This is a genomic window from Pseudomonas sp. WS 5010 (assembly GCF_012985565.1).
In the GTDB taxonomy this organism is placed as follows: domain Bacteria; phylum Pseudomonadota; class Gammaproteobacteria; order Pseudomonadales; family Pseudomonadaceae; genus Aquipseudomonas.
The window spans coordinates 579,840-597,694 of sequence record NZ_JAAQWQ010000002.1; the positions used below are offsets into that span (position 1 = coordinate 579,840).

Annotated in this window: 11 protein-coding genes; 4 read left to right on the forward strand and 7 right to left on the reverse strand. The window is 55.4% G+C overall.

Annotation, left to right across the window (positions count from 1 at the left end; translation table 11 throughout):
• Positions 1-378: 378 nt before the first annotated feature.
• Positions 379-5,676 (forward strand): AAA family ATPase, encoded by a 5,298-nt coding sequence (locus HBO11_RS07330; RefSeq protein ID WP_169951626.1) that lies wholly within the window; start codon positions 379-381, stop codon positions 5,674-5,676.
• Between the two features lie 313 nt (positions 5,677-5,989).
• On the opposite strand, the gene HBO11_RS07335 is transcribed toward HBO11_RS07330, so the two are convergent.
• The 3 genes from HBO11_RS07335 to HBO11_RS07345 form a co-directional block, all read right to left on the reverse strand.
• Positions 5,990-7,636: an AAA family ATPase gene (locus HBO11_RS07335; RefSeq protein ID WP_169951624.1), complete on the reverse strand. Its 1,647-nt coding sequence runs from the start codon at positions 7,634-7,636 to the stop codon at positions 5,990-5,992.
• 155 nt (positions 7,637-7,791) lie between these two features.
• Positions 7,792-8,823 carry a hypothetical protein gene (locus HBO11_RS07340; protein WP_169951622.1) on the reverse strand — a complete coding sequence of 344 codons (1,032 nt, stop codon included), beginning with the start codon at positions 8,821-8,823 and terminating at the stop codon, positions 7,792-7,794.
• 746 nt (positions 8,824-9,569) lie between these two features.
• Positions 9,570-10,751 (reverse strand): MFS transporter, encoded by a 1,182-nt coding sequence (locus HBO11_RS07345; RefSeq protein WP_169951620.1) that lies wholly within the window; start codon positions 10,749-10,751, stop codon positions 9,570-9,572.
• Between the two features lie 319 nt (positions 10,752-11,070).
• Between HBO11_RS07345 and HBO11_RS07350 the strand changes: the two genes are divergently transcribed.
• Positions 11,071-11,955 (forward strand): LysR family transcriptional regulator, encoded by an 885-nt coding sequence (locus tag HBO11_RS07350; protein ID WP_169951618.1) that lies wholly within the window; start codon positions 11,071-11,073, stop codon positions 11,953-11,955.
• 46 nt (positions 11,956-12,001) lie between these two features.
• On the opposite strand, the gene HBO11_RS07355 is transcribed toward HBO11_RS07350, so the two are convergent.
• From HBO11_RS07355 to HBO11_RS07370, 4 genes are all read right to left on the reverse strand, one after another.
• Positions 12,002-13,099: an alkene reductase gene (locus HBO11_RS07355; protein ID WP_262381017.1), complete on the reverse strand. Its 1,098-nt coding sequence runs from the start codon at positions 13,097-13,099 to the stop codon at positions 12,002-12,004.
• A 158-nt stretch (positions 13,100-13,257) separates the two neighbouring features.
• Positions 13,258-13,923, reverse strand: a complete 666-nt coding sequence (locus HBO11_RS07360) for a TIGR02466 family protein (RefSeq protein ID WP_169951614.1) — start codon at positions 13,921-13,923, stop codon at positions 13,258-13,260.
• 257 nt (positions 13,924-14,180) lie between these two features.
• A complete protein-coding gene (locus HBO11_RS07365) occupies positions 14,181-14,798 on the reverse strand; it encodes a dTMP kinase (RefSeq protein ID WP_169951612.1) in 618 nt (205 codons plus the stop codon).
• A complete protein-coding gene (locus tag HBO11_RS07370; protein ID WP_169951610.1) occupies positions 14,795-15,124 on the reverse strand; it encodes a lysozyme inhibitor LprI family protein in 330 nt (109 codons plus the stop codon). The genes HBO11_RS07365 and HBO11_RS07370 overlap by 4 nt, the downstream gene beginning before the upstream one ends.
• A 230-nt stretch (positions 15,125-15,354) precedes the next feature.
• On the opposite strand from HBO11_RS07370, the gene HBO11_RS07375 reads away from it, so the two are divergent.
• Complete coding sequence (locus HBO11_RS07375; protein ID WP_169951607.1) at positions 15,355-15,729, forward strand: RidA family protein; 375 nt, start codon at positions 15,355-15,357, stop codon at positions 15,727-15,729.
• 94 nt (positions 15,730-15,823) lie between these two features.
• A complete protein-coding gene (locus HBO11_RS07380) occupies positions 15,824-17,827 on the forward strand; it encodes a U32 family peptidase (protein WP_169951605.1) in 2,004 nt (667 codons plus the stop codon).
• The last annotated feature ends 28 nt before the right edge of the window (positions 17,828-17,855 follow it).

A 17,855-nucleotide genomic window follows, 5' to 3' on the forward strand; every position in this document is an offset into this window, starting at 1 on the left:
GCACTTTAGATAGGTGGCGCAATGATATCCTAGCTGCATGGCGCAATTCGAGCAGTCAGGCGATAGCCTGGGAGCGCGGAGCATTCACACCTATTTCTCCGCTGCCGATGGTAGTTTGCCCGCTCAGGCATGAACTGGCCGCTAAACCGCTACGGTGATAAAAGCCGATCTCAGCTTCAGACTCGAAATAGCGCAAGTGCCGCCGCTTCATGGTTCTTAGAAGCCCACTGACAGCTGGATTCACAACACCCTACAATTCATGAATTAGCCCTCACTGTAACACTGGGTTAGGACGTCAGCTCGACAAGTGTTTGACTGAGCATCACCTAGCGCTCCCTCGCTGGCAAACCCCGCACTTCAACATCGATAGGTCCCTTCATGACTGCAGGTAGCAATAGTCAATCCACCTCCACGGAGCTCACCGGTGGCGCAGGATTCAATTACGAAGACTTGGTGGTTGCTTACTACCTTGCTGCGCTATTGCTCGAAGGGCATGCTGCTGGGTGCACAGGAGTGGTCAGGTCCGTTGCGGTGCAGCAGGCGGCCGATCACCCGATGGATGATCTTGTCGTGGAGTTAGAGGATGAGATCGGCCACCGAGTGCTTGCCCTGCAAATAAAGCGCTCGCTGCGGCTCACAGCAGCTGCGAGCAATTCGGACTTCCTCAACACCATGGCTGCCGCAGCAGCAACCCGACGGTTGCCGGCTTTTCAGGTAGGCCGAGATACATATGGCTTTGTGACCGAGCATGTGGCAATGCAAAGCTACCGCTCAATCAATCGGTTGATTGATTGGGCCCGAGCTGATGTCCGCGGAAAGGATTTCGCTAGGCGCTTTGCAACCGGAGGAAGTGCCGCCGCGGCGGAGAGGGAAATGCGCATAGAACTGGGCCCCCTTACCGAGTCCAAAACAGACGACGAGGAAGTAGCTTTCTATCAGCACCTTGTCGCGCTACGTATCGATGGGCTCGGCGAGGGCGGAATCAATCGAGGCGCCGTAGTAACTCAGTTACAGGGCTTAATCGCGAATGATCAGGGCGGCTTAGCGGAGCTGATGTTCGATCGGTTGTGCCGGCTTGCAAGCGATGGATCTGGTCAGGCTAGAAAATGGACCCGTGCAACGCTTGTACAGCAATTACGGGGCGTCGTATTGCTCCGTTGCGCGCCGAGCTACGTCGCTGACCTTGACCTGGTTCAACGGTTTTCCTCTGAGGGCATGGCCGATATCCTGGAAACCATAGGCGGGTGCCACGTCGAGCGTCCCAGCGTCTGCGAGGAGATTGATGCGCGTCTAGAGAAGTTTCGGCTAGTGAATCTCACCGGCTTGCCAGGCTGTGGCAAGTCTGTGGCTTTAAAGCAGTTCGCCAAGAGGGCATCCGCTAAGGGGCCGTTACTGTTCCTCAAGTCAGACCGTTTACTCGGCAACAGTTGGTCTGCCTTCTCAGCAATGCTGGGCCTACGGCATACCGCAGAAGAAATACTCGCAGAAATTGGTAGCGCGGGAACGCCGATCTTGTTTATTGATGGCATTGATAGGGTTCGGCCAGATCAGAAGGGTGTCATTACCGATTTGCTGAGGGTCATCGAAACCCATGACAGCCTCAGCGATTGGAAAGTCCTAGCGACCTCCCGAGACCAAGGCATGGAACCCTACCGAGCTTGGTTTCCGAGCAGCTTCTATCAAGAAGATGGGATTGGCGATGTCCTCGTAAAAGCCTTCTCGGACGGAGAGGCCAATCAACTGGCAGACCAGCTTCCAGCACTCCGTTCACTGTTAAGCAGTTCGTCTGTGGTCAAGGAAATCGCACGCAGACCGTTCTTCGCCGCCGTGCTGGCAAGGGACAGCACCACAACTCAAGGCTCAGCTCCCCAGACAGAAATCGATTTGATCGCAGCTTGGTGGTCGCGCGCCGGCTACGATGCGTCACCTGACTCTGCTGACGTACGCCGGCGGGCCATTATTGACCTAGCGGAAAAAGGTGTCGGTGAGCTGGGAAAAAGCATTCGGCTTCGGAGATTGGAGCCAAGCACTATTGCCCAGCTGGCCTCGCTCAAGGTCGACCTCATTGTTCGCGACCAAGACGATGGAGCGGCCGTCTCCTTTACCCACGACATTTTCTTTGAGTGGGCATTTTATCGATTGTTGGTCGACCTCGGGCCTGATTGGCACGACGCGATCGCCGCATCCGGCGAACCACCCTTGCTGGGCCGAGTGGTGGGGTTGTTGGCCCAGCAGAGCCTGAGCAGTTCCGGGCGTTGGACGAAAGGGTATCGCTTACTGGAGAGAAAGCCATTGAGACCGCAATGGCGAAGAGTCTGGCTGACCGCTCCACCATTTACCGCAGCCTTCATGGTACCAGGCGCGCAGGCAGAATTTACTTCGGTCATGCAGGAAGCCAATTTTCAGCTGCTTGAAAAGCTGCTCGTGTGGTTCCAGGCAGAACATGCGATCCCTAATCCTGTAATCCTTGGGCGTGCAGGAAGTGCCGAGGACGGGGAGGACTCCATCCGGATAGCCCACATGCTGGGTTGGCCCTCTGATGTCAGAAGCTGGGGGCGACTAATAGATTGGATGTTGTCAGTTGCCGCTACATTGCCCGGGCGTCTGATACTGCATGCCGCGGAGGTCTTTGAGGTGTGGCTGAATATGTGGGCTAACCACCCCAATAAGCGCACTGCTGGCATCGTGGCTCAAAGCAGCCAATGGCTATTGCAACTGGAAAATAGCGGCCGTGCCGATTTAGACGATGGTAAATGGAACGATCTCGGACGCGAGGCCACTGGCCAGCTCGCAGCAACACTACGTCGGGCGATTCTACGAAGCGCGCCGACATTCCCAGACGCTGCTATTGAACTTTATAAACGTGCTGCAGAAACCGAGCACTCACGTGATGACGCGTACGGAAACCTAATGGCTTACGCCCACATCATGGCTACCGTCGCACCAGAAGCCATCGTTACACTGGCAAAGTCAGAGTTACTAGAAGAGCTTCCAGGTGACAGCTTTGCGCGTGAGGAAGAGGAAAACCAACGGCGTATGGAGCGCAGGAAAGCCATACGAGCAATCCCTGAAGCAGACCGAACCCGTAAGCAACAACAGCTGCTTGACCACGCGTTTTATTCTTTGGGCCAACAACTGCCTAAGCTTGATGACATCGGCATCAGGAAATACCACGGTTTTTATACTGACACGTCTGCGCTGCATGAGCCCTTTGCCAGCCTTTTTGCCCACGCGCCAGATAGCGCGCTGGGGCTCATCACAGATATGGCCAACCACGCGGTGACGGGGTGGCGGCAAGTCCATGCGCTACGGGGTGACATGAAGACACCCTTGCCAGTCGTCGTGGAATTCCCCTGGGGCAAGCAGACATTCTGGGGTGATTGGCCTGTTTACAGCTGGTCTCAGGGCCAATTGACGGCGGCACCACTGGAATGCGCATTTCTGGCAATGAGCTATTGGGCATACCGACAGCTTGAACAAGGCCGGGCGACTGACGACCTTATCCGCGTGCTGGTACAAGACTCGGAATGCATCGCTACGCTTGGATTAGCCTTGGTGATTGCGCTTGAAACGCTGCATGTGTCAGAAACCACCCTGGCATTGGTAGGTTGCCAAAGGCTCTGGCAGCATGACATTAAGCGCTTGGTCCAAACGCCCACCTTGGACATTGACATCTTCGGGCTTGGCCTGCATTCACGCTTGACGGGCGACAAGGCCAAGGCTCAAGACTTTCTAAAGACACGGCAAAGCCGGACTCGCAATGTGCAGCAGTTAGCAACGGTTTTTGCCATGGCGAGCGATGGTCAGTTGCGTGCACGTTTCCGAACGGCATTGGCTGCTTTCCCTAGCAATCTACCTTTCGAATTTGAAGAGGACGCTATAAATACATCCACCACCAAGCGGTTATTGGAGCTAGCAACTCAGTGGGCCGGCCAAGGAGATAGAGACAACTACCAACCCGTCTTCACGAAATCAGGATTGCAGGGAATCGCTTATGAGTCTCCGGTTCCGTTGGATGCAGAACAGCAGACACGTATAAAAGAGGCGGACGCCTTCCTTCGTGCCCAAAGCGTTCTTGACTGGGCAACCCAATCACTGGAGAAAAACTCCCTACAGTCTCGCTTGAATCTGGTGAACGCGATTGCATTTGCCAAGCAGTATGATGTCGATGACATGTTTGATGTGCGCTACGACGTAGGCGACCATGCGTTGCAGAGTGCCATTTCTGGTATCGCCGCGTGCGTTATACGCTTTGGCGCTCAGGAAGGTGACGACCATGACTGGGCATGGACAGTCATGGGGCGAGTCCTGAACATGCAGGAGCTGCCCCTCAATGGCTCGCGGGTTCCATGGCATCCGTTTAACCACCTCATTGTGGCGTTGGTCCACCAGCGGCAAACTGAAGAGCCGACCCCAGACGCAGTAACTCTACTGATCGAGCTAACTGCACATCCGCTTGAGGACATTTCCGCCCTGGCATTCGCGGGCTTGCTACGGGATGGTGAGTTGGAAGTAACCTGGGTGGCCGCTCAATTAGCCATGCGTATGGCCACCCGCTGGCGGTCAGTATGGACTCAGGAAGGTGGTCATGATCACTCGAAAGATCATGAGAGCCGCGAACAGAGTCTGTTGCTTGCCCAGGAAGCACTTTTGCAGACGCTTCCCTCACAGTTTCCGGCCATGCCGGAAGCATGGGAGCAGATCTCACGACTTACTAATGAAGATTGGGAGGAAGGAGACGATCAGATTTTGCGAGATCCTGACCCATCCTTTGATTGGCATTTCGCCGCGAGCATCTTCGGATTTTTCCCTGTCGAGCGTTGGTGCGCTTCCGATTCTTATCGAGACTACTGGCAATCTGCGCTTGGCGGCCTTGCAGGATGGACCACTGCGCGGTTGATCCCACCTGAGCCTGCAGGTAGAAATAAACGTCACCCGGACGGGTACGTATGGCACAACACACTCAGCGATTTGATTGTTCGCTCGGCATGTCAGGTAGACCAGCGGTGGTTTATCGATGCCTGCTTGACGCCTTTCTTGGTGACAGAGCGGAATGCGCTTCAAATGCTGAGTCGTATCGCCCAATCCTTGACTCTCCGTTACGTTGTGGATGCGGCTAACATTCCTTCCAATACACTGCCACTGCTGGAGATGTGCGCCGACAGACTCATCGGTGATGCAGCGTTTTCCAAGCGAAATGACGGCTCTGTCTATGGTGATGCTCTACCGCGACTCGTCGAAGCATTGCTATTCATAACGGTTGAGAACGCTCCAGGAGCAAGTCGATTCGCCAACGGCGACTGGTCACAGATCGCGGTCATCATGCCGCTGATTACAAAAATAATGGCCTCCGTCGGTTGGTCATCATATGTAATGGGCAAGTTCTTGGTCCTCTGCGAGCGCGCGGGCGACGCCTATCCCTTGGATATGTTCATTCGGCAGGTATCAGCTGCTCTTGATTCACTTGAATTGGCGCAAGGCAGCTGGACGGGCACGACACTACCGGCCCGCATAGCCGCCGTGGTCCAACGCCTTGCAGATAAATATTTCCCGCTGGATCAAGACCAGTCACTAGGCTTGCTACGCATACTCGATGCTCTGATTGATCTTGGCGACCGGAGAAGTGCTGCTTTGGAGCAGAGCGAAGCGTTCAGGGCGGTTCGCAAAGTTTGTTGACTGTTTTAGGGCAGAAAGTGTGTCCCCAGCACCGGCGGTAGTTGAATGGTGTTAACGGCCGCGCAAATCCAGGTAAGCGTCCGCCCAACTCACCTTGCGTAAGTCAGGCCGGCAACCACTGACGCGGCAACAGTTGCCCAATCTCGCTCGCATGATGTGTCGGCAGCCGCGTCAGCACATCCACAATCGCTTATGACTGAAATCTCGTGCTGTCCGCTTGAATCTCAGAAATAACAGTGTTGACTGTTAATCAGTAGGTGAGGGCAGGGCACTGATTGCAGTGCCCTTTGGATCAGCTCCCCATGCCGGTTTTTCATAGGTCGTAATGATTGGACCGTACAATAAAATCACAGAGGTGGGTGATGCGCTTACGTAAGTCTAGTGGAGTAAAATCCACCTTTGGATTGGTTTTAACGTAATCCCGGGCAACTTTTACTTTGTTGGCTGTGCGTGGTTTCTGGCTGGCCTGATTCGGTTCAGGGGCTATCTCATATTTCAGCAGATTCGCCCACTGACCGGACTGAAGCATGTTAGTTGCGTGCTTGTGGGCCGCTTTGATGCTGTTGAACAGTAACCCTTCGTCCAGATAATTTTCTATTTCTCGTCCCTGGGTAACCCATGCTTGGCTCCCGAACTCTTTCTGCAATCGGAGCTTTGTCTCCGAAAGAGGCGAGTCGGCGCTTGCTTTGTCACTGTCAAACACAATAGCTGAATGCCGGTTTATGCATCTGAGCGAAATGAAGTCGTCGATCGCTTCTCCGTCATCTAGTGCTTCCTCGGAAGCTTCAGCCCCAGAAACGTGGCTGAAAAGCCGCCCGCCGTAGAACATGATCGTGTAGTGGACACCTTCGAACAGGTCAACATTGTGCCCTTTGATCCAATAATTAAGGTAAATCCGGTCGGAAGGACCTTCAACCCAAATTACACAGTTGCTCTGCAGAATGTCCGAGGCCTTATAGCCCAAGGCGTCGAGCGTAGGTGCCAAATCAAGTGCCGGCTCAACGAAACCATTTGTAGTTTGGAATAATTTCACGCTCACCTTACGATCAGCGTTGGCGCCAAGGCTATTGATGAGCGCTGCGGAATGCGTGCTAATAAACAGTTGAAGCACGTTTTGCTCGGCAATGGCTAATAGACGACGTAAAAGCAGGCGTTGCAGTTTGGGGTGGAGATGAACTTCTGGCTCTTCGATCAGGCAGATGGAGTCCTTAGGGCGCGTAACCAACCAAGCGGCCGTTGCGGCGTAAGATTGCCATCCCGAAGGGAAACACTGCACAGGGATGCGATTGAAGACATCGCTGTCGTCACCCAAGCATACCTTTACCGTACCGTCACCACAGTCGATCAAGGAGTTGTCATCCACATAACGCAGTCCGGGATCGTTGAAATCTTTGCTTCGGTCTGCCAGCCCCGCCAAGTCGGCCCGGGCTCGATTGAGCTCTTCTACGCAATGCGTATCGATAACCGGTATAACTTGCCCACAGTGTCGATAGTGCAGTTGGTCCTCGCGTAGAAAAGGAGGAGGAAGTTTCTTGTGCTGGGCGGGATCATACTTGTGCAAATCCTGTTCGGTTTGCTCAATTAACGACCCTCGAACAAAATAGGTCTCACAGCCAGCAAAATCGACAGGCAGATTCAAATCGAATGGGGCAAACGGAAAGCTATAAATGGAACGATGGCCATTTTTAAAGCTCAGGCAATAGGCGGGCGGGCAATATCCGATCGGATTTTCCCTAACAAGGGTGGCGAGTATCTCGGGAAAGGAGGAGGCCCGGATCATATCGATGACAGAGGATTTTCCAGAACCGTTTTCGCCAATAAATACATTCACATCACCAACTTCAAACTCGGCAAAAGGAATCACGAAATTAACGGTATCTTTTGGGATATCGGCTTTGTAAGGATTGATGCTAGCATTGAGCGCACGAATACCGCGATAACTAATACTTTGAAGCTTCATCAATGATGGGCCTACAGGCTGTGTGGGCGTTGTGAACGCCGTTTGGAGGAGGGCAACCACTTAATGCATCATTCCTTGGTCTTTAATAGTTGCCCGTACGGCAAATCAATATATAACTCAACTAAATAGATGTTTAGTTGAGCTATTCTCATAGGTTATTTGCAGAGGAGGGGATCTGTTTCAGGAGTATAGGGGATATCCACCCAGAAACGATCATCCTCCATGGGTTCTATCAACAAACCGGCTCTTTCAACCAAGTCATCGATGATGTCTGCAATTAGAGTAAAGCAGGCCTTATTTTTCCACTCACCATAGTCTTTCGCAATTTCGAGACAGGCAGCTTGTAAGCGCTCAAAATATGGCAAAAACCAATGATCTTTGAGAGTTGAGGCCGTTTTTTCAGAGTCCTGCCAACGAATTCCCAAACCTTCGAGGTTACCCAAGTGGTAGGCAGCGAACTTTAGAACGTCGCCGTAGCACCCGTATATCTCACCTAGAATCTGATCAACTGAACCATGCTCTCTGTAGTTCAAAATCAGTCTATTGGAGCGTTTGTCAGCTTGAGCTAAGTCGTTGATAAACGTGTTTTCATAGGCTTCAGTCTGGCTTTCTCCAAAACCAGCAGAAATGGACGTGACCGCAAATTCGTCCCACACGGCAAAAATTACTTGCCACTGCATTTGTTCCAGAATCGACCCATTTTTCTGACGGAGTAGCACGTTAGGGAAGCAGCGGTCGAACGCATTAGTAACTTCAACATGCCCGCACTCATGGGCCAAAATATGGATTGCATGATCTCGACCTTGGGCGTCTTCCAGGTCAGTAAGAGGCGAAATATGGTGTGCATTTAGGACAATGTGCGACTTCAAAGCACCGTTACGCAAAACGCCAGGCGTCATGGCAACTCCTACAACGTGCGAGTTAGTAGCGGTCAGCTTGTAGTTCGTTTCGTACCCGCGATCCAGATCGAGCAAAGCTTGGTTGTAGTCGACGGCAAGCGTTACGCCGTCGAGGCCGCTCAAATCGAATTTCCCACCCAGTGCACGCACGGCTTCGCCAACGATTGTGGCAAGGCGTGTTGCCGTGTCGGCATCAGTAAAGCCTCTTGCTTGGATACCAAACTGTTCAGGCATCTTGGAGGTAAACTTCGTGGTGGGTTCAGCGGAAGTATTCTGCGAGTCGTCCATGATGATTATTCTCTGGGAATGGGATGAGCGATGGTCGGCAAACCCATTATCGTCAAGGCGCGTACGTGGTGTCGAGGTACCACGGATGGCAGCAGTTGAAATCTTTGCACCAACTACCAACTACCAACTCCACGCTGAACGCTGAACGCTGCAGATTTCACACAGCGTCGTGGCTGGTGACATTCCTGGAAGCGCTGTTCATACAGGTCGATTAGGTACGATGGATACGGCAAGATCAACGCTAGACCTTTGAGAGATCAAACGATTGCCTGACCTGTGATCTACAAACAGATCCCGCGACGAAGGACACCAGACTCGATTCTCACGCTAGCGTTTAAGGATTTCCGATCCCGGCATGAAGCTGATGCGCATATTTAAATAATATTTTTCTAGATGCAGTGAGCGGAGGTCACTAAGGGGCTGATTTTGCAGCCGTTTCATATTTAGCTGTTTATTCGCATATTTAAACAATCTCGACAAGAGCCCCCCAGCTCCGTATAGGACGGTTCGCATAATGTATATTATGTTAAATCAAGTGGCTGTCGATGAAACTGATTCAATGCAGGTTCTCTTCAGGTCAACGACTACCGCTGCTTGTACAAGCCTAGAGGCGCTTCGAGAGCCATATCATCAATGCTCGTCCCGACCCGCACTCGTTACCGCAGCCTGACAGATACGCAACTCCAGATCGTTCGCACGCTGAACGTTGCGCACCGAAGGTGAACTGAACGGGACGCCCTTGTTGATCACTTAAACAACGAAACCGCTGCAGTTGGGCCCTTGCGCTCTTGGGTCAGGATAAACAACACACCGACGATAGGAATAATCGCCGCCGCAAATGGAATCGCTTGTGCACCGAAATGGCTGTCGATGACTGCGCCACCAATCATGCCACCCAGGGCGTTGGCAACATTGAACGCCGAGATATTCGCCGTGGCTGCCAACTCCGGCGCTGTACCGCCGTAGTTCATCACCCGCATCTGCAGCGCCGGGACATTGGCAAATGAGGTTACACCAAAGGCAAAAACAGCCAACAGAAACGCGTATGGGTTGCTCGACACTAGGTACGCCACGACCAGCGACGCGATCATCGCCAAAGGCCAGCCAATCAGCGACAGACGCAGGTTGGCATCGGCGGTCCTGCCACCCAGGCTATTGCCGATGACCAGGCCAATCCCAACGATCATCAACACCCACGTGACGTTACCGCGATCGATGCTTGCAACTTGCTCGGCAAAGGGCGCCACGTAACCGTAGAACGTCATGAAGCCAACCCAACTGAGAACGGTAATCAGCAGGCTCGCCAACAAGTTACGGTCACGTAGCCCAGCCAGTTGCCCCATCACGGAGACGGCCTTTTCCTGTCCTTGTCGCTCGATGTTAGTGGCAATCGCCACGGCTGCCACTGCCCCCAATGCCGCGACCACAAAAAACGCTGCGTGCCACCCCAGCGCATTGCCAATCCACGCCCCTGCCGGCACACCCAGTACATTGGCCAGGGTCAGGCCAGCAAACATTTGGCCCACGGCACGCCCCGCCATCTGCGGCGCGACCAAACGCGTGGCAACTACCGCGCCGATCCCATAAAACGGGCCTTGGGTCAGGCCGGCCAGGACACGGCTGATCAGCAGCACGGTGTAATCCTGGCTGAGCGCGGTGATCAGGTTGTCGACGATAAACAGCACCATCAACCCCAGTAACACATTGCGTTTCTCAAAGCGCGATAGCCACAGGGTCAGCAAAGGCCCCCCCACGACAATGGATAGGGCATAGGCAGTGATCAACGATCCTGTCTGGCCTTCGCTGATCGCCAGGCTTTCAGCCACTTGCGGCAGGATACCGGCGATCACAAACTCCGCCGTACCAATGGCGAACGCCGCCAGCGTGAGGATCCATACTTGAAAAGGCATTTTGGTTGAGTCAGTCATCGGTGTTTCTCCACGGGTGCGGTTGGGGGGCTACCAGCTGTTTTCAGAAGAGGGGCCAGGGAAAACGGTCTCTAGCAACTGCCCGCCCGGGGTGCGCAAAAAAATCCGCTGCCACGGATTTCGTGGGGGCGAGTGCCCTCCTCCAGGTCAAAGACTTGAATCAGGAAGTCGCGGATAGCGCGAAGGTCGCGGGTTCGTAGGGTGACGTGATCGATATGCACGATGTCGTTCCTCAAGAGTGAATGCAGAAACGATATCCTTGAAGCCCAAGGCGTAGAATCCATTCAAAAGCACAATCATATTCAGGGAAATCCGGATAATGCTCTTCGAGAACCTCGCGCTGTTTTTATTGATTGTCGAGAAAGGCGGATTGTCGGCGGCAGGCCGCGAGGTCGGACTTTCGCCCACGTCTGTGTCGGAACGGCTCGGGGCTCTGGAAAGGCACTACGGCGCAACCCTGCTGACCCGTACGACACGTTCGATCAGCCTGACGGACGAAGGACGGATGCTGATGGAGGGCGCCCGGCGCCTGCTCGCCGAAGCTGAAGACATCGAGAGCAATATCAAACTGGGCACCGAAAGGATCTCGGGCCTGATACGCCTGAGCGTCCCCGTCGACCTGGGCCGCAACCGCATCGTGCCGATCCTTGATGACTTTCTGCAGGCGCATCCCAACGTCAGCCTCGACCTGAACCTGACCGATGGCTACCTGGATCTCGCGGGGCAAGGGATTGATTTCGCCATTCGATATGGCGCCCTGTCCGACAGCACCCTGCGCGTCAGAAAGCTCAGCGAGGGCCGTAGGGTCGTGTGTGCATCCCCCGCTTATCTCACGGCCCACGGCACGCCCCAACACCCATCGGACCTGGCGCAACAGCAGTGCATCCTGATGCGCTTTGGCAGCAGCATCCACCGTGAATGGCAGTTCCGCGCCGATGGCCGTACGTTCAAGGTGCTGGTGTCGGGCAGGCGTATTGCCAATGACGGTGATCAGGTGCGCCAGTGGTGCCTGGCCGGTCACGGCATCTGTATCAAGTCCTACATCGATGTGCGTGATGACTTGGACGCAGGCCGACTGGTCGAGGTGCTGGAGAGCTACTCTCTGCCGGGCGTGGACTTGCAGATTGTCTACCCTTCCGGCCACGTAGTGCCGCGCCGGGTCAAACTGCTGATGGACGAAATCTCCTTGAAGCTGGCAACTTGAGCGCGCTCCAAGGAGATGTTTCAGAGCTGACCTGAGAGCTTGCGCCCTACTGAGCCCAGGCGGAAAAATCCGAGTAGCCACGTTCAGTACCGCCAAATAGCTCGGCACCTTCGAGACCCGCTAACGGGTACCCCTTCTCCAGCCGCAGAGGCAGATCCGGATTGGCGACAAACTTGCGTCCGAAGGCAACATAATCTGCGTAGCCTTTTTCCAGGACCCATTCTGCGAGTTCCAGGTCGTACTTACCGGCCACCACAATCGCATTGCGAAAGCGCTCGCGCACGGCTTGGCGGAAGTCCTCGGGAAACTTGGGGGCATCATCCCAGTCCGCTTCGACCAGGTGCAGGTAGGCAATGCCCTTGCCTTGCAAATAGCTGGTTGCTTCCAACAAGGTGGGCAGAATGTCCGGGCACGCCATGCCACGTGCCGTGAGAAACGGCGCAACGCGGATCGCCGTACGGGCGGCTCCCACTTCATCAATCACTGCATCCATGACTTCCTTGAGAAAGCGCAGGCGGTTCTCGCGCGATCCGCCGTACTCATCTGTACGAACATTAGACGTGGTACGTAGGAACTGGTCGATCAGGTAGCCGTTGGCCCCATGCACTTCGACACCGTCGAAACCCGCGGTCATGGCATTACGCGCAGCCTTACGATAATCGTCGACGATGGCGTGGATTTCGTTACGCTCCAGCGCCCGTGGTGTCGGGCACGGGGCCATACTGCCGACAGCCGATTCGGCGTCCACTTTCCAGATGCTACCGTCAAACGCAATTGCAGACGGCGCGACCGGCAATTGGCCATTGTGGAAATCAGGGTGCGACATACGCCCTACATGCCACAACTGCAGGAAAATTCGCCCGCCAGCGGCATGCACCGCATCGGTCACCAGGCGCCAGCCGGCGACCTGTTCGTCACTGTAAATACCTGGGGTGAATGAATAGCCCTTGCCCTGGGGCGAGATCTGCGTGGCTTCAGTAACAATGAGCGCGGCCGACGCCCGCTGTGCGTAATACACCGCGTTCATGGCGTTCGGCACATCGCCAGGCTGGGTACTGCGCGAGCGAGTCATGGGCGCCATGACTACACGGTTGGGGGTGTGCAGTTGGCCAACAACGCCAGGGGTAAAAAGTGTGGACATCAGTGTCTCCTCGTAGATAGTCGGTGGTGCCAATGACCACAGAATATCTATGAGGGGATTTCTTGATAATCGACTCAGTTCGGGAAATATATTCCGGTGAATCCGGATAATGCGATGGTAGGCAGACGCAAAGCCAGCATGATCAAAAGAAGGTGGGTAACTCAAGCGCCAAAATTAAAGGCAATAGAAATACGCGGACGCGTCCCTTCAAAACGTCTTACGGAATGCATCAGCCACGACGGGAACATAATGAACGTTCCGCTGGTAGCGGCATAAGTCGTACTAAAACCGGCGGTAAGACAATCTTCCACTCTCATGCGCAACGCAGGATTGTAGGTCGATGCAACCATACCGCGTGGGTCGATAAACTCCAGGTCACCGCCAACAGCCGGATCCTCCTCTCGCCCGCCCGCATCCACCCAATAAACCCCCGACCAAAATGCCCCCGGGTGGCCATGCAACGCATTGCTGTGGCCCGCCTGGTTAACGTTTACCCAGGCATTGAGTTTCCATGCAAAACTCGGTTCAGTTAAGCCGTACTGCTCGCTATGCACCGCCGTCAGTTGAGTGGCGAACTCCTTGGCAAAGCCGACCAACGCATCGCAGGCCTGCCCGCCCCATTCCGGGAAGTCGCTGGCCGACTGCCAGCCGCCGTCGTTACTACGCTGCGTGCCGCCCTGATCGCTCGCCATGCGACAGGTGATCAGGGTTTTGAGCTCTGCATTGAGTTCTTCTGCATCGGGGTACTGGAGACAGGCCAGGGGAGTTGCAAACAGTCGCCTGATGTTTATCAGCTCAGGGTTTACCGGGTTATTGCTGGAGTGCATTGAGCGTCGACCAAGTTGCGTTAATTGCAGCAGACCTTACCTGACGAACTAAAGCACATATGTAAACCTTTGTTAAAAATTTATGGACTTCAGTCAAACTACATAAGTTGATCAGCTTTCATCCCGCGGCTAACGATCACGCCTCAATCGCGCGAAGTTCGCAGGTAATTATCAACAGAAACAAGACCGGCTCCCGTGTTAACCCGGCAAACACCACAAAATACTCTGGATACGGTAAACCTATACTTCCAAAGTAATCACGAGACACTAAGTACTCTATAGATCTCAGCAACCACCTGCCTTGTTGCGTCTTCGATCGATCCTTCATTCCGACATAAAACCCAACCGTGATTCGCAACCGCTCGCTCGAACGCCTCGGTACACGCCACATGTTCTTCCAACCTATGGATCACCGTGCTGCTCAGCCCACGCCGTCGCGCCGCAGCCCTCGCCCATGAAACCCCAGGTGCGGTGACAATCCCCACATGCAAGTCCGGTACTTGCACGTTTCGGTCAATGTTCAATTGCAGAACCTCTGCAAACGGCACTATGCGGCGAAACGCTGCATCGGATGGGTACCAGCGATCAATCAACACAATGCTACCGGGTAGCTGTTTAGCCAGGACGTGTTGAGAAATCCACGCACGGCTGTCCGCGAGGCGTTCACAAATCTCCCACTCCAGGTCCCGCGAGGGATTTCTGACCAGCGTGTTAACGAGGGCCATTGTTTCCCGTCTAAAGGGATCGCTTTTTTTCTCGCACAGTCGGATGACCTTTTTGTTGTCCGCCCTTAGTGCTTTGGTAACGGCTTCCAACAGTGTGGTTTTGCCGGTGCCCTTGGGCCCATCCAGAGCAACAAACAGCAGACGATTCATTGCTGCAGTTCAACCAACCGCTGCTTGTAACTGTCGCGCACGCAGGCCTGTTTGTCGTCAGCCTTCCAGCAGTCGTTGCGGCCCTTGATCCAGCCACGTTGTTCGGCCTTGAGCATCTTGGCCTGGCTACCGGCCTTTTTCAGCGCGGCGCTGTAGGTGCTCGCCATTTGGCGATCAAGGGCGCTAAGCGCTTCGCTGGCGCAGATCAGCGTCTCTATTGAGCTGCTCAAGTTCGCGCTGCACTTGAACGAAGGTCCCGTCTGGGCGTGTGCGTCGAGGACAAAAATGGCCACTGGCAACAGCGCCGCTCGGATAAATAAATGCATGAGGGGGTTCCTAACGGTATTCGGTTCGCCTACTAGGATAAGCCTTGATGGATAATGTTTAACCTTCATGCCTTTAAAGCTCCAATGTCCAGGCCAGCAAAGTACTTGTGCGCAATAGTGGCATTTTAGCCAGCCGCTTTCGACATCATCTAACTCTCAAATCAGCTGTGGCACACGTTGCCCCCGGGTAAACTGCCGGCCTGATCCACTTCTTGAATAAAAGAGCCCCCATGAGCCACCTAGACTACACCCCCGACCTCGACCCCGATTCCATCTCATCCGACGTGATCGGCTTCAACGGCATCCTGGTCTCCACCCAAATCCCCGTGCGTGCCGATGGCAGCCTGGAGCTGGGCGATATCACCGTGCAAAGTGAATGCACCTTGCAAGCCCTCAAGGTCGCCCTTGAACGTGCAGGTAGTTCCATGGACCGGGTCATGCACTTGACCATCTACCTCACTGACATGGCCGACCGCGCCGCATTCAACGAGGTGTACAAGCGCTTCTTCGGCAAACCCTGGCCGGTGCGTGCGGCTGTTGGCGTGGCCGCATTGGCGGTCGAAGGCATGCGCGTGGAAGTCACGGCGATGGCCGCCAAGGGCTGAGCCCGGCAGGTTATTGGGCATCCAGCGGGTGCCGGTCAGGCGATTCACGGCTACAATGCGCACCTCAACCGTGACAAGCCTGACTAAAAAAACTATGTCCTTGCCCAAGCATCATCTGGAATTGCTCAGCCCTGCCCGCGATGTCGCCATCGCGCGCGAGGCTATCCTGCACGGCGCCGACGCTGTGTATATCGGCGGCCCGAGCTTCGGTGCGCGCCACAACGCCTGCAACGACGTGAGCGAGATCGCCCAACTGGTGGAGTTCGCCCGTCGTTACCATGCCCGCGTGTTCACCACCATCAACACCATCCTGCATGACGACGAACTGGAGCCAGCGCGCAAGCTGATCCACCAGTTGTACGATGCCGGGGTTGATGCGTTGATCGTCCAGGACCTGGGCGTGATGGAACTGGATATCCCGCCCATCGAGCTGCATGCCAGCACCCAGACCGACATCCGCACCCTGAACCGGGCCAAGTTCCTCGACCAGGCCGGGTTCTCCCAACTGGTGCTGGCCCGCGAGCTGAACCTTCAGGAAATCCGTGCGATTGCCGATGAAACCGATGCCGCCATCGAGTTCTTCATCCACGGCGCGTTGTGCGTGGCGTTCTCCGGGCAGTGCAATATTTCCCACGCGCAAAACGGCCGTAGCGCCAACCGTGGCGACTGCTCCCAGGCCTGCCGCCTGCCCTACACCCTCAAGGATGACCAGGGCCGCGTCGTCGCCTTTGAAAAACACCTGTTGTCGATGAAAGACAACAACCAGAGCGCCAACCTGCGCGCCCTGGTGGATGCCGGCGTGCGCTCGTTCAAGATCGAGGGCCGCTACAAAGACATGGGCTATGTGAAGAACATCACCGCCTATTACCGCCAGCGCCTGGACGAAATCCTCGAAGACCGCCCGGACCTGGCCCGCGCCTCCAGCGGCCGTACCGCGCATTTCTTCCTGCCAGACCCGGAAAAGACCTTCCACCGCGGCAGCACCGACTACTTCGTCAGCGACCGCAAGATCGATATCGGCGCCTTCGACACCCCGACCTTTACCGGCTTGCCGGTAGGTGTGGTGGAAAAAGCCGGCAAACGCGACTTGCAGGTAATCACCCACGAGCCGCTGTCCAACGGTGACGGCCTGAACGTGCTGATCAAGCGCGAAGTCGTAGGTTTTCGCGCCAATATCGCCGAGCCTAAAGGCGAGTTCGAAGAAGACGGCGAAAAGCGCTACCGCTACCGTGTCGAGCCCAACGAAATGCCGGCGGGCCTGCATCAACTACGACCGAATCACCCGCTCAACCGCAACCTCGACCATAACTGGCAGCAAGCGTTGCTCAAGACCTCGGCCGAGCGCCGGATTGGCGTGTCCTGGCAGGCGTGCCTGCGCGAAGACCAACTGCAACTGACCGCCACCAGTGAAGAAGGCGTGAGCGCCAGCACCACCCTGCCCGGCCCGTTCGGCGTGGCCAACAAGCCGGAACAGGCACTGGACACCCTGCGCGACCTGCTTGGCCAACTGGGCACCACCCAGTATCACGCCACGGCGATCGAGCTGGATGCGCCGCAGGCGTACTTCATTCCCAACTCGCAACTCAAGGCCTTGCGCCGCGATGTGATCGAAGCGCTGACCGTGGCCCGTGTCGAGGCCCACCCCCGTGGTGGTCGCAAGGCCGAAACCACACCGCCGCCGGTGTACCCGGAATCGCACCTGTCGTTCCTGGCCAACGTCTACAACCAGAAGGCCCGCGATTTCTATCACCGCCACGGCGTGAAGTTGATCGACGCGGCCTACGAGGCCCACGAAGAAACCGGTGAAGTGCCGGTGATGATCACCAAGCACTGCCTGCGTTTCTCCTTCAACCTGTGCCCCAAGCAGGCCAAGGGCGTGACCGGCGTACGGACCAAGGTCGCGCCGATGCAGCTGATTCATGGCGACGAAGTACTGACCCTGAAATTCGACTGCAAACCTTGTGAAATGCACGTGGTGGGCAAGATCAAGGGCCATATCCTCGACCTGCCGTTGCCGGGCAGCGGTGTGCAGCAGCAGGTCGTGGGGCATATCAGCCCGGCGGACCTGCTCAAGACCATTCCCCGCGCACCGCACTGACCCACACCCTTGTAGGAGCCGGCTTGCC

Excerpts from the sequence above, each read along its gene's own strand:
- HBO11_RS07360 (WP_169951614.1), bottom strand. The coding sequence starts at position 13,923 with ATGCACTCCAGCAATAACCCGGTAAACCCTGAGCTGATAAACATCAGG.
- HBO11_RS07380 (WP_169951605.1), top strand. The coding sequence starts at position 15,824 with ATGTCCTTGCCCAAGCATCATCTGGAATTGCTCAGCCCTGCCCGCGAT.
- HBO11_RS07330 (WP_169951626.1), top strand. The coding sequence starts at position 379 with ATGACTGCAGGTAGCAATAGTCAATCCACCTCCACGGAGCTCACCGGT.
- HBO11_RS07370 (WP_169951610.1), bottom strand. The coding sequence starts at position 15,124 with ATGCATTTATTTATCCGAGCGGCGCTGTTGCCAGTGGCCATTTTTGTC.
- HBO11_RS07335 (WP_169951624.1), bottom strand. The coding sequence starts at position 7,636 with ATGAAGCTTCAAAGTATTAGTTATCGCGGTATTCGTGCGCTCAATGCT.
- HBO11_RS07345 (WP_169951620.1), bottom strand. The coding sequence starts at position 10,751 with ATGACTGACTCAACCAAAATGCCTTTTCAAGTATGGATCCTCACGCTG.
- HBO11_RS07375 (WP_169951607.1), top strand. The coding sequence starts at position 15,355 with ATGAGCCACCTAGACTACACCCCCGACCTCGACCCCGATTCCATCTCA.
- HBO11_RS07365 (WP_169951612.1), bottom strand. The coding sequence starts at position 14,798 with ATGAATCGTCTGCTGTTTGTTGCTCTGGATGGGCCCAAGGGCACCGGC.
- HBO11_RS07350 (WP_169951618.1), top strand. The coding sequence starts at position 11,071 with ATGCTCTTCGAGAACCTCGCGCTGTTTTTATTGATTGTCGAGAAAGGC.
- HBO11_RS07340 (WP_169951622.1), bottom strand. The coding sequence starts at position 8,823 with ATGGACGACTCGCAGAATACTTCCGCTGAACCCACCACGAAGTTTACC.